The sequence below is a fragment of the Streptomyces sp. NPDC030820 genome (assembly GCF_055572075.1).
This window is the reverse complement of record NZ_JBVIEB010000024.1, coordinates 64703-76827: the sequence shown is the minus strand read 5'-3', so window position 1 is coordinate 76827 and position 12125 is coordinate 64703. Positions and strand designations below refer to the sequence as shown.

Annotated in this window: 13 protein-coding genes; 3 read left to right on the top strand and 10 right to left on the bottom strand. The window is 68.2% G+C overall.

What is annotated here, in order from left to right; translation table 11 throughout:
- Positions 1-4 precede the first annotated feature (4 nt).
- From ACZ418_RS40285 to argS, 3 genes are read right to left on the bottom strand one after another with little or no spacing between them, the layout of a single operon-like run.
- Positions 5-559: an SUKH-4 family immunity protein gene (locus ACZ418_RS40285; protein WP_468373144.1), complete on the bottom strand. Its 555-nt coding sequence runs from the start codon at positions 557-559 to the stop codon at positions 5-7.
- 16 nt (positions 560-575) lie between these two features.
- Positions 576-731, bottom strand: a complete 156-nt coding sequence (locus ACZ418_RS40280; RefSeq protein WP_468373141.1) for a hypothetical protein — start codon at positions 729-731, stop codon at positions 576-578.
- Positions 732-786: 55 nt separating this feature from the next.
- Complete coding sequence (argS, locus tag ACZ418_RS40275) at positions 787-2553, bottom strand: arginine--tRNA ligase (RefSeq protein ID WP_468373138.1); 1767 nt, start codon at positions 2551-2553, stop codon at positions 787-789.
- Between the two features lie 149 nt (positions 2554-2702).
- On the opposite strand from argS, the gene lysS reads away from it, so the two are divergent.
- Positions 2703-4442, top strand: a complete 1740-nt coding sequence (gene lysS, locus ACZ418_RS40270) for a lysine--tRNA ligase (RefSeq protein WP_468373135.1) — start codon at positions 2703-2705, stop codon at positions 4440-4442.
- Positions 4443-4500: 58 nt separating this feature from the next.
- Here the strand turns inward: lysS and ACZ418_RS40265 are convergent, their stop codons facing one another.
- The 3 genes from ACZ418_RS40265 to ACZ418_RS40255 form a co-directional block, all read right to left on the bottom strand.
- A complete protein-coding gene (locus ACZ418_RS40265) occupies positions 4501-5733 on the bottom strand; it encodes a DUF2637 domain-containing protein (protein ID WP_468373228.1) in 1233 nt (410 codons plus the stop codon).
- A 130-nt stretch (positions 5734-5863) separates the two neighbouring features.
- Positions 5864-6760, bottom strand: coding sequence for a DUF3558 domain-containing protein (locus ACZ418_RS40260; RefSeq protein ID WP_468373132.1), 897 nt, complete (start codon positions 6758-6760; stop codon positions 5864-5866).
- Between the two features lie 128 nt (positions 6761-6888).
- Positions 6889-7746, bottom strand: a complete 858-nt coding sequence (locus ACZ418_RS40255) for a DUF3558 domain-containing protein (RefSeq protein WP_468373129.1) — start codon at positions 7744-7746, stop codon at positions 6889-6891.
- A 223-nt stretch (positions 7747-7969) separates the two neighbouring features.
- Between ACZ418_RS40255 and ACZ418_RS40250 the strand changes: the two genes are divergently transcribed.
- Positions 7970-9163: an RtcB family protein gene (locus tag ACZ418_RS40250; RefSeq protein WP_468373126.1), complete on the top strand. Its 1194-nt coding sequence runs from the start codon at positions 7970-7972 to the stop codon at positions 9161-9163.
- A 43-nt stretch (positions 9164-9206) separates the two neighbouring features.
- On the opposite strand, the gene ACZ418_RS40245 is transcribed toward ACZ418_RS40250, so the two are convergent.
- From ACZ418_RS40245 to ACZ418_RS40230, 4 genes are all read right to left on the bottom strand, one after another.
- Positions 9207-10007, bottom strand: a complete 801-nt coding sequence (locus ACZ418_RS40245; protein ID WP_468373124.1) for an LAGLIDADG family homing endonuclease — start codon at positions 10005-10007, stop codon at positions 9207-9209.
- A 185-nt stretch (positions 10008-10192) separates the two neighbouring features.
- Complete coding sequence (locus tag ACZ418_RS40240; RefSeq protein WP_468373121.1) at positions 10193-10360, bottom strand: hypothetical protein; 168 nt, start codon at positions 10358-10360, stop codon at positions 10193-10195.
- Complete coding sequence (locus ACZ418_RS40235; RefSeq protein ID WP_468373119.1) at positions 10360-11121, bottom strand: SDR family NAD(P)-dependent oxidoreductase; 762 nt, start codon at positions 11119-11121, stop codon at positions 10360-10362. The genes ACZ418_RS40240 and ACZ418_RS40235 overlap by 1 nt, the downstream gene beginning before the upstream one ends.
- A 53-nt stretch (positions 11122-11174) precedes the next feature.
- Entirely contained in the window at positions 11175-11513 is a 339-nt protein-coding gene (locus ACZ418_RS40230; RefSeq protein ID WP_468373116.1) for a YnfA family protein, read from the bottom strand.
- A gap of 138 nt (positions 11514-11651) precedes the next feature.
- On the opposite strand from ACZ418_RS40230, the gene ACZ418_RS40225 reads away from it, so the two are divergent.
- Positions 11652-12116, top strand: coding sequence for a hypothetical protein (locus ACZ418_RS40225; RefSeq protein WP_468373225.1), 465 nt, complete (start codon positions 11652-11654; stop codon positions 12114-12116).
- Positions 12117-12125 lie beyond the last annotated feature (9 nt).

The window sequence follows — 12125 nt, the reverse complement described above, 5'->3', positions numbered from 1 at the left end:
TTTCCTACCAAAACCCGTCGATGACCTCTTCCAATACCAGAGTCCACTGGGATTCTTCGCTGCCGAAAGGTGCGGAGTCGAATTCCGAAATCTGGGCACGGAGGCGCTCGGCTCGCGATTCGATCTCGGCGTCTTCGTCTCGTCTGTGTTGCAGGAACTGCTGGAAGAGGCGCAGGGAATAGACCAGTGACTCGACGTCCCTGTGGATCTCGGTGTACGAATCCAGCGGCTCGCCCTCGCCGAACTCGTAGATCTTGCCACTCTTGGGGTCCAAGGCGATGAGGGAGGCGGCAAAATAAGCCAGCACGAGCCAGCTGTGGCATTCCGCGGGTAGTGTTCCGTCCTCAGGACCGAACCACTCGGGCAAGCTGATCGACTCGTCCTGGCCGACGCTGGCCTTGGACTTGAACCAGTTGGTGTCCGGAAGTCCCACTTGGCTGAGAAACAGCATCGTCCGCTCGTCGAGCAAGTTCTCCGTCGAATGAAATCGAGGGAAGTAGACGACTCCCGTCAGCCCGAACGATTCCAGGACTTCATCCGGTGAGACGGCGAAACTCATGCGAACACCTTCCGTGTCACGTCAGCCGCACGTGCAGCGGAACCCCGGTGGCCGTCAGTACCTCGCGGGCCGCGTCGGGCAGCTGGATGCCGTAGGAGGCCGCCACCGTGAACCGGCGCATGCCGTCCGCGCCGAAGTGGGCCGTGGACGGATCGGGGACTCGCTCGGACATCGGGCTCCCTCAGAGTCCGTGGAGACGGGTCTCCACAGACTCTGAGGGCTGCCGGTCAGAGCTTCTCGGGCGTCCGGATGCCCAGCAGGGCCATCCCCTGGTGCAGGGTGCGGGCCGTGATGTCGCACAGGAAGAGGCGGTTCTCCACCTGCTGCGGGGACTCGGCCTTCAGGACCGGGCACTTGTCGTAGAAGGACGTGTAGAGGGACGCCAGTTGGTAGAGGTACGCCGCCAGCTTGTGCGGGGCGTACTCCGAGGCCGCCTCCGTCACCGTCTCCGCGAACGCGTCCACGTGCAGGCCCAGGGCGCGCTCCGCCTCCGCCAGTTCCAGCTCGGGGTGCGCGGCCGGGCGGGTCTCGCCGGCCTTGCGCAGGATGGACTGGATACGGGCGTACGCGTACTGCAGGTACACGCTCGTGTCGCCGTTGAGCGAGACCATCTGGTCCAGGTCGAACTTGTAGTCCCGGTTCGCCGACGTCGACAGGTCCGCGTACTTCACCGCGCCGATGCCCACCTGGGCGCCCCGCTCGGCGATCTCCTCCTCGGACAGGTCCTGGGCCTTCTCCCGTACGACGGCCGAGGCGCGGTCGATCGCCTCGTCGAGGAGGTCCACCAGCCGGACCGTCTCGCCCTCACGCGTCTTGAACGGCTTGCCGTCCTTGCCGAGGACCGTGCCGAAGGCCAGCTGGAAGGCGGTGACGTCCTCGTTCAGCCAGCCGGCCCGCCGCGCCGTCTCGAAGACCATCTTGAAGTGCAGGGCCTGACGGGCGTCCACCACGTAGAGGAGGGTGTTCGCCTTCAGGTTGAAGACTCGGTCGCGGATCGCGGAGAGGTCGGTGGCCGCGTAGCCGTAGCCGCCGTCCGACTTCTGGACGATCAGCGGGACCGGGTTGCCGTCCGGGCCCTTGATGTCGTCGAAGAAGACGCACAGGGCGCCCTCCGAGCGGACCGCTACGCCCGACTCCTCCAGGAGGCGGCAGGTCTCGGCCAGCATGTCGTTGTAGCCGGACTCACCGACGATGTCGGGGTCGCGGATCTCCATGTCCAGCTTCTCGAAGACGGAGAAGAAGTAGATCTTCGACTCGTCCACGAACTTCTGCCACATGGCCAGCGTGTGCGGATCGCCGGCCTGGAGGTCGACCACCCGGCGGCGGGCCCGCGTCTTGAACTCCTCGTCGGAGTCGAAGAGCTTCCGCGCGGCCTTGTAGAGGCGGTCGAGGTTCGACATCGCCTCCTCACCGGTGACCCGGGCCTCCTTGTGGTCCAGCTCGTGCGGGTGCTCGTCCAGGTACTGGATGAGCATGCCGAACTGGGTGCCCCAGTCGCCGATGTGGTGGCGCCGGATCACGTTCTCGCCGGTGAACTCCAGGAGCTGGACCACCGAGTCGCCGATCACCGCCGACCGCAGATGGCCTACGTGCATCTCCTTCGCCACGTTCGGCTGCGCATAGTCGATCACCGTCGTGCCCGGCTGCGCGGCGGTCGGCACGCCGAGGCGGCCCGTCTCGTCCGCGTACCGCGCGGCCAGGTTCGCGGTGATCGCCCGGTCCGCGATCGTGATGTTCAGGAAGCCGGGGCCGGAGACCTCGACGTCCTTGATCAGCTCGTCACCCGTCACCACCTGGGAGACGACCTGCGTCGCCAGCTCCCTCGGGTTGGCCTTCGCCTTCTTGGCCAGGGCCAGGATCCCGTTGGCCTGGAAGTCGGCCCGGTCGCTTCGTCGCAGCAGCGGGTCCGCGCCGGCGGCCTCCGGCAGGGTGGCCGAGAGGGCGGACGCGAGGTGCTGCTGGACGTTGTCGCTGAGGGACGTGACCGAGGCCATAGGAATGGGTGCCGTTCTCCTCGTGGGGATGGATAGACCCAGCCAGTATCCCACGGCAGGTAAAGCCGTTTTCGCCGTCGCATCCCGGTCTGTGAGAATGGAGTGTCACCCCGATCAGATGGAGTGCCACCCCGTTCAGAAAGAAGGACGTGCCGATCGTGGCTCAGAGCACCGAGACCACCGACTGGGTCTCCCGTTTCGCGGATGAGGTCATCGAGGAGTCGGAGCGCCGGGCCCCGGGCAAACCGGTCGTCGTCGCGTCCGGACTCTCCCCGTCGGGTCCGATCCACCTCGGCAACCTGCGCGAGGTCATGACCCCGCACCTGGTCGCCGACGAGATCCGCCGCCGCGGGTACCAGGTCCGGCACCTGATCTCCTGGGACGACTACGACCGCTACCGCAAGGTCCCGGCGGGCGTCGCGGGCATCGACGAGACCTGGGCCGAGCACATCGGCAAGCCGCTGACCTCGGTGCCGGCGCCGCGCGGATCGTCGTACCCGAACTGGGCCGAGCACTTCAAGGCCGCGATGATCGCCTCGCTCGCCGAGCTGGGTGTCGAGTTCGACGGCATCAGCCAGACCGCGCAGTACACCTCCGGCGCCTACCGCGAGCAGATCCTGCACGCCATGAGGCACCGCGGCGACATCGACGCGATCCTCGCCCAGTACCGCACCAAGAAGGCCCCGAAGAAGCAGCAGCAGAAGGCCGTCGACGAGGCCGAGCTGGAGGCCGAGGAGGGCTCGGGCGCCGCGTCCGAGGACGACGGCAGCTCCGGCTCCGCCGGCTACTTCCCGTACAAGCCGTACTGTGGCAACTGCGAGAAGGACCTGACGACCGTCACCTCGTACGACGACGACTCCACCGAGCTGGCCTACACCTGCACCGCGTGCGGCTTCACCGAGACCGTCCGGCTCAGCGAGTTCAACCGCGGCAAGCTGGTCTGGAAGGTCGACTGGCCGATGCGCTGGGCGTACGAGGGCGTCGTCTTCGAGCCGAGCGGTGTCGACCACTCCTCGCCGGGGTCCAGCTTCCAGGTCGGTGGCCAGATCGTCGGGATCTTCGGCGGCAAGCAGCCGATCGGGCCCATGTACGCCTTCGTGGGCATCAGCGGCATGGCGAAGATGTCGTCGTCGCGCGGTGGGGTCCCGACTCCCGCCGACGCGCTGAAGATCATGGAGCCGCAGATCCTGCGCTGGCTCTACGCCCGCCGCAAGCCCAACCAGTCCTTCAAGATCGCGTTCGACCAGGAGATCCAGCGGCTCTACGACGAGTGGGACAAGCTGGCCGGGAAGGTCGCCGACGGCTCCGCGCTGCCGGCCGACGTGGCCGCGTACACGCGCGCGGTCGGCACGGCCGGCGGTGAACTGCCCAAGACGCCGCGCCCGCTGCCGTACCGCACGCTCGCGTCCGTCGCCGACATCACCGCCGGGCACGAGGACCAGGCCCTGCGGATCCTCTCCGAACTGGACCCGGACCAGCCGCTCGCGTCCCTGGACGAGGTGCGGCCGCGGTACGACAGGGCAGAAGCCTGGATCAACACGCACGTGCCCGCCGACCAGCGGACCATCGTGCGCGAGGAGCCCGACGTCGAGCTGCTGAAGTCCCTCGACGAGGCCTCCCAGCAGTCCGTACGGCTGCTGCTCGACGGCCTCGCCGAGCACTGGTCGCTCGACGGCCTGACCCACCTCGTGTACGGCGTGCCCAAGGTGCAGGCCGGGTTCCCGGCCGACGCCACGCCGAGGGAACTGCCGGCCGAGATCAAGACGGCTCAGCGGTCCTTCTTCGCCCTGCTGTACCACCTGCTCGTCGGGCGGGACACCGGGCCGCGACTGCCCACGCTGCTCCTCGCGGTGGGGCAGGAGCGGGTGCGGGCCCTGCTCGGGGAGTAGGCCGCGACGTACGAGGAGGGGGCGCCCGGTATCACCGGGCGCCCCCTCCTCGTCTGCGTCACGCGATGTGGTCTTCTTCGAGTTCCGCGGAGTGGCGCTGCTGGAAGCGCTCCGCGAGGGCTTTCAGCGCGCTGGGGCTCAGCGTCGTCCCGAACGTCGCCTGGATGTTGTCGCCGAGGACCCGGGGCGTGGGGTAGCTGCCATCGATCGACTGGCGGAAGACCTGGTAGTAGGCCTCCTCGTCCGGCTCCGGCGTGCCGCCGCCCTCGCCCAGTTCGCGGGTGCGGTTCGGGCCCACCGGGATGGGGAAGCTGCCGGTCTCCTCCGGGGAGGGCTGCTGGAACTGCTCGGGGGGCTGTTCCTCGTACCACTCCTCGTACTGCTCCTCGGGGGCGTACTGAGGTTCCTGCATCATCGGGTCGTAGGTGGGGTCGTAGCCACCGTGGTACTCGACCTCGCGCGGGGTCTGGAACCAGGGGCTCTGCTCGTCCACGGAGGCGTTTTCCGGCTGCCCGGTGTGCCGTCCGGACAGTTCGGGGCGCTGCTCGCCGGGAGGTGCCGCCTGCTGTGGGACGGGCGCCGCCCCGGCGGCACGACCGCCCGCAGCCACCACAGGTATCGCGGTCGGTTCTATGCCCGCCGCCGCAAGCCCCGCCGCGGCCGTCTCCGCCAGCGGGACCCCGTACCTCGCCAGCCGCAGCGGCATCAGGGACTCCACCGGAGCCTTGCGGCGCCAGGCGCGGCCGAAGCGGGAACGCAGGCGCGCCTGGTAGACGAGACGTTCCTGCTCCAGCCTGATCACCTGGTCGTAGGAGCGCAGCTCCCACAGCTTCATACGGCGCCAGAGGAGAAAGGTGGGAACGGGGGAGAGGAGCCAGCGGGTCAGCCGGACGCCCTCCATGTGCTTGTCCGCCGTGATGTCGGCGATCCGGCCGATCGCGTGCCGGGCCGCCTCCACCGCCACCACGAACAGCACCGGGATCACCGCGTGCATGCCGACGCCCAGCGGGTCCGGCCAGGCGGCGGCGCCGTTGAACGCGATCGTCGCCGCCGTCAGCAGCCACGCCGTCTGGCGCAGCAGCGGGAAGGGAATACGGATCCAGGTCAGCAGCAGGTCCAGGGACAGCAGGACACAGATGCCCGCGTCGATGCCCACCGGGAAGACATAGGAGAAGTTCCCGAAGCCCTTCTTGATGGCCAGCTCACGGACGGCCGCGTAGGAACCGGCGAAGCCGATACCGGCGATGATCAAGGCGCCGGTCACGACCACGCCGATGAGAACGCGGTGCATCCGAGTCAGCTGCAGTGGCGCGGCCACGCGTACTCCCCTCACCTTGCCTGTTGTTGCGCGCAACAGGGTGGCACACGTGAACGGCGAACGTGGTACCGGTCGGGGCTTCGGACCCCTCGGGACCCCTCGGTCAGTTCTTCTTCGTGGCCGACTTGGACGGAGAAGCGCCGGAAGAGGCCGACTTGGACGGGGAGCCGGAGGCGGACCTCGAGGGGGCAGCCGACTTCGACGGGGCCGACGACGCGGAACCCGACGCCGACGAGCCGCCGTTGGCGGACGACACCGCCCCGATCGCCTCCTTGACCGCGCTCTCCGCGGCCTTCGTCAGGGCGTCGGCGTCCGGAGTCTTCTCACCCGCGAGACCGGCGCCGTTGTAGTCGAGCGTGACGACCACGTTCTCGACCCGCGCGACCACCGTCTGCTGCTTGAACAGACCTTCCTTCTTCTTCAGGTCGTAACGCACCGCCGTCGCCTCCGCGCCCGTCCCGGACAGCGGAAGCTCCTTGACGTTCTGCGCGCCGGCCACCGACGCGGAGTCCTTGACCTGCTGGGCGAAGTACGTGTGGGCCTGCGTGTCACCGGCACCGCGCGTGCTGTCCGAGTCGAAACGGATCAGGGACACGTTCAGCCACCGGAACTGCGAGCCCTTCACACCGTTGTTGTCCAGGCTGCTCCAGGAACAGGAGGTACGCGAGGACGGATCGTCCGAACTGCCCTTCTTGCCCGACGTGCCCTTCGGCACCAGATCCGTCAGGGTCTTCTTCGACAGCACCGCACACGCGTCGGGCAGTTTCCGGTAAGCGGCCGCCTGCACGGTCGCGGACGCGCTCGCCGAGGGCGTCGTGCCGCCGCCCGCGGACTGCTGCGTGCTGCTGGCGGTGCCCTTGCTCTTGGAATCGCCCGAGTCCGACGAACAGGCGGCGGTGATCAGCACCGCCGGCACGGCTGCGGCGCAGACAAGAACACGGCTAAGGCGCTTGCCACGCATCTCTCGGGCACGGTCGTCTCGCTGGGCTGCTCGCTGCATGGTTCCTTCACTCATGACGCTCGGTGTTCGTGCGGGTTCCTGCGGGGGCCCACGGTACGCGGTGAAGGAGCCGCGCGGTTTCGGTTCGGGCGCTTCGCGCGCGCCGCGGCGCACGGCTCCCGAGGTCGTCAACCGCCCAGCGCGTCGTCCAGTTGAGCGGCCAGTTTACGGGCTCTGTCCTGCATTTCCTTGCTGTCCGGGACTGTTCCCACGGCCGTCGGCTGCTCCTCGTACTCGATGGTGACGACCACGTTGGACGTGCGGAACACCACAGTCACCGTCCGCTGTTCTGCGGTCGAACCGGACGAACCGAGCTGGTCGTCGATATACGCCTCGTCACCGAGATCGGTCAGCACCCGCGGCTGCAGATCGGCCGTGGCGGAGTCGGAGGCGGAGCCGGAAGGGGCGGCGCCGGTGCTCGCGGAGGAGGAGGGTGAGCCGCTGGACGACGGCGAGGACGTCGGCGAGGACGTCGGCGTCGGCGTGCTCGTCCCGCTCGTCTGGCTCGTCCCGCTCGTCGCCGAGGAGCTGCTCGGCGCGGGCAGGTCGGCGGCCGACTCCTTGCCCTCGAACAGCTTCTTCGCCTGGTCGTCGTCGCTGACCGTGTTGTCGTACGACACCACGCGCTCGAAGTCGACCGAGAGACGGTCCGTGGCGTCCGCGGACTCCACCTTCCAACGGCAGCCGACCTTGCGGTCGGTGTCATAAGTGAGCGCGGCCTGCCCCTGGTAGGCCTTGTCGCGCTGGCCGGGGTCGGCGATCTGCTTGATGCCGGGCAGCATCGAGTCGAGGGTGTCATGGCCGAGCGCGCCGCAGGGTTCGGGCAGCGTGCGGTACTTGCCGGGCTGGGCGACGGCCGAGGCGGTGCCGGCGTTGCCCGGATTGGCGTTGTCCGTCGGGCTGTCGCCGCCGGAGCCGCTCGTGCAGCCGGCCAGCAGCGCCGCGAGGAGGGCGGCGGTGCCGGTTACGTACGCCTTCCGCTGCACGGTCGGGCTCCTCTCGGGTGTGCGCTCGCTTGGTGCTCCAGTGTCCCCGCTGGTTATTCGCTTGCCGCAGCGGGGCGTCCCCTGGAGACAATGTGTATCGCACGCGCTGCCATGGCCGCCGGTCCCTTGTCCTTTTTCACCGGCATCCGCACTGCTTTTCCGCTTTGCCGCCTATAAGCCTTGCGTAAGCCTTTGTTGTCGTTTTCGGGGGAATGAGGAAACTATGTCGTACGTGGAGATGCCGGGCGCGAAGGTCCCGATCCGGATGTGGACCGACCCCGCGACGGTCGAGGACGTGGCCCTGCGTCAGCTCCAGAACGTGGCGACCCTGCCCTGGATCAAGGGCCTGGCCGTGATGCCGGACGTCCACTACGGCAAGGGCGCGACGGTCGGCTCCGTCATCGCCATGCAGGGCGCGGTGTGCCCGGCGGCGGTCGGGGTGGACATCGGGTGCGGAATGTCGGCGGTGAAGACGTCACTGACGGCGAACGACCTGCCGGGCGACCTGTCGCGGCTGCGGTCGAAGATCGAGCAGGCGATTCCGGTGGGGCGGGGGATGCATGAGGATCCCGTGGAGCCGGGGGACTTTCACGGGCTGGCTACGGCGGGGTGGGATGACTTCTGGGGGCGGTTCGACGGGGTCGCGGAAGCGGTCAAATTCCGTCAGGAGCGGGCGCATAAGCAGATGGGGACACTCGGAGGCGGGAATCATCTGATCGAATTGTGTCTGGATCAGGCAAATTCGGTCTGGCTGATGTTGCACTCCGGTTCACGCAATATCGGCAAGGAACTTGCCGAGTACCACATCGGTGTCGCGCAGAAGCTCCCGCACAACCAGGGGCTGGTCGACCGTGACCTGGCGGTGTTCGTCTCGGACACCCCGCAGATGGCGGCGTACAGGAACGATCTCTACTGGGCGCAGGAGTACGCCAAGTACAACCGCGCCCTCATGATGGCGCTCCTGAAGGACGTGGTCCGCAAGGAGTTCAAGAAGGCCAAGCCGACCTTCGAGCCGGAGATCTCGTGCCACCACAATTACGTTGCCGAGGAGCGGTACGAGGGCATGGATCTGCTCGTGACCCGCAAGGGAGCGATCCGAGCCGGCTCCGGGGAGTTCGGGATCATTCCGGGCTCGATGGGTACCAGCTCGTACATCGTGAAGGGCCTCGGGAACGAGAAGGCCTTCAACTCGGCGTCCCACGGGGCAGGTCGGCGTATGAGTCGCAACGCAGCGAAGCGGCACTTCACCGTCAAGGACCTTGAGGAACAGACGCGGGGTGTGGAGTGCCGCAAGGACGCGGGGGTACTGGATGAGATTCCTGGCGCCTACAAGAACATCGACCAGGTGATGGCGCAGCAGCGTGATCTCGTGGAGGTCGTGGCGAAGCTGAAGCAGTTCATCTGTGTGAAGGGCTGATGAGCGAGGCCCCCTGCACCGGCAGGGGGCCTCGCTCATCGGGTCACTGGTCGCTGGGCTTGGGCGCTTGGCCGGTACGCAGGCGCCAGAGGCGGAGATTGCAGCTTTGGGTGGTCCTGCCGAGTACATCAGCGGCAGCCTGCGGGCTGTTGAGCTTGAGCAGGATCCGGTCTTCGTGCTCAGTCCAGCGGCGCCTTGTGTATGCGGCCCTCATTCCTGCGGGGCGTAACCAAGCCGAGAGGGAGTCGGCGGCAGTGTGCTTGCGGTCCAGGGACAGACAGCCGGGGTAGTACAGGTCGGCTGCCAGGCGCTGGGCCACCTCCATCAGGTAAAGGATGTTGTAGATGTCGTCGCGAGTGTTGCGCTTGAGGATGCGCTCGGCTCCCGTGATGTCACTGGCGTAGTCGCGCAAGCAGGACGCGATGGCGGAGCTGGCCGTGATGAGGGAGACGAACGGGAATCCCTTGCTGGTGAAGCCGACCGAGCCGTCTGCGTCGATCAGGCCTCGCAGGTAGTCGCGGCGAGAGAACTCGGCGTCGGGCGGAGCGATCGTCTTGGACTTACGGCTGTAAGGCAGGCCGAGTTCGTTGATCCTGGTCCTGGCTTCTAGGGAACACAGGCTCCAGACCGCGGCGGTGTGGGTTTCGGCGAAGTTGGTCGACCGAGTGCGTTCGGTGATGCTGCTGTTGTAGGGCGTCAGTTTCTGGAACTTCCGCAGCAAGTCGATGTCGCGGGCGCTGATTTCGACGGTCAGGCGCCCGCGTTGCCGTGACTGCTGGGACAGATGCCCATCCGCCTGCAAGAACCCGAACATGTATGCGTACTCGGGCACCATGAGGTCCATGAACCGGTGGGCGCTAGGCTCGCATTCAGCCACAGGAAGCCTCCACTTCCATGCTGGTGAGGCCCTCGGCGGGGATGCAGCCCAGCCGAGGGCCGTCGGATTGATCGTGTGGCGCGAGCCTAGATCGCCAGTTCGTACGGCGATCGGGTGATCGGGGAGGTTCGCCCGTTTGGGCTAATCTTGAGTCACTTCGCGTGCCGTACCGCGTAGATCATCACGAAGGCCACGATGTGGATGCCGAAGAGGAAGTAGCCGAGGAAGTACCAGACCTTGCGTTCGTCCTTGGTCTCCTGGGCCAGGCGGGCCTTTTCGAGGGAGTCGGTGGCGTCGGGGGTCTCGGGGGATTCGGTCATCACAGCTCCCGGTGGACCTTGGTGTTGGACGCCTGGGCGCGGGGGCGCAGGACGAGGAGGTCTACGTTGACGTGGCTGGGGCGGGTGACCGCCCAGGTGATCGTCTCGGCCACGTCGTCCGCGGTGAGGGGCTCGGCCACGCCCTCGTAGACCTTGGCCGCCTTCGCCTCGTCGCCGCCGAAGCGGGTCAGGGCGAACTCGTCGGTCTTGACCATGCCGGGGGCGATCTCGATGACGCGGACCGGCTGGCCGACGATCTCCAGGCGGAGGGTCTCGGCGAGGACGTGGGCGCCGTGCTTGGCGGCGACATAGCCCCCGCCGCCCTCGTACGTGCCGTGGCCGGCGGTGGAGGAGACGACCACGACCACGCCGTCGCCGCTCGCCACCAGCTTGGGCAGCAGGGCCTGGGTGAGGTTCAGGGTGCCGATGACGTTCGTCTCGTACATCGTGCGCCAGTCCGCCGGGTCGCCGGTGGCCACCGGGTCCGCGCCGAGGGCGCCGCCCGCGTTGTTGACCAGGACGCCGACGGTCTGGAAGGCCGTCGCGAACTCGTCGACGGCCGCGCGGTCGGTCACGTCCAGCTGGTAGGCCACCGCCGAGTGGCCCGCCTTGGTCAGCTTCTCCGCCAGCGCCTCGATGCGGTCCTTGCGGCGGGCGGTGAGGACGACGCGGTAGCCGGCCTCGGCGAGCTGCCGGGCCGTGGCGGCGCCGATGCCGCTGCTCGCACCGGTGACGACGGCGATGCGGGAGGCGGGGGCCATGGGCAGCTCCTGGAGTTCTGGTGGCTATCGGCTCCGTCCAGCGTAAGTGAGGCTCAGGCGCCGTTCCTCGGGGCCCACATGATCACGGCCATCCCGGCGAGGCAGATCAGCGCGCCCACGATGTCGTAGCGGTCGGGGCGGTAGCCGTCCGCGATGGCCCCCCACAGAAGTGAGCCGGCGACGAAGACGCCGCCGTACGCGGCCAGGACGCGGCCGAAGTGGGCGTCGGGCTGGAAGGTGGCGACGAAGCCGTACGCGCCGAGGGCCAGGACCCCGCCGGTCATCCACAGCCAGCCCCGGTGCTCGCGTACGCCCTGCCAGATCAGCCAGGCGCCGCCGATCTCGAAGACGGCGGCGACGACGAACAGGGCGGCGGAGCGGAGGATCGACATGGGCAGCAGCTTGGCATGCGGGCCGCGGGAGCCCGGGCGCGGTCTGTCACCTGATGGACGGCGCCTGCGCCGTGGCCTGCGTGGCATACATCCCTACGCCAGTCGGATCGGATGCGTGGAGTGGTGAGCGGCGTGCGGATGTGGACCTGGGGTGTGGCGGGGGCCTTGGCCGGTGTGGTTCTGGGGGCGGGGGTCGCCGTGGCCGCTCCGGCGCCCGTGCCCGAGGCCGATCTGGCGTTTCACGGGACCGTGGTGATGGACGGGGACAAGGTGGAGGTGAAGCTGACCCCGCGCAACGACGGGCTCGCCGCCGTGCCGGACGCGACCGTGCGGCTGCGCTGGTCGGTGGCGCTGGCCGAGGAGCAGCAGTTGCCCGCGCGGTGTGCCCGGGCGGACGACCGGACGGTGCTGTGCGGGACGGGTGCGCTGGCCGCGAACGGGGTGGGCGAGCAGCTGGATGTGCCGGTGCGGCTGAAGGAGGAGCCGGCGGAGGTGACGCTGGACATCGACACGGCGTGGTCCGGTGGCGCGACGGACAAGGACCGCACGAACGATCAGACGAAGGTGCTGGTGCTGGACACCGGGGACGCGTACGCCTTCTGAGGCCCGCTG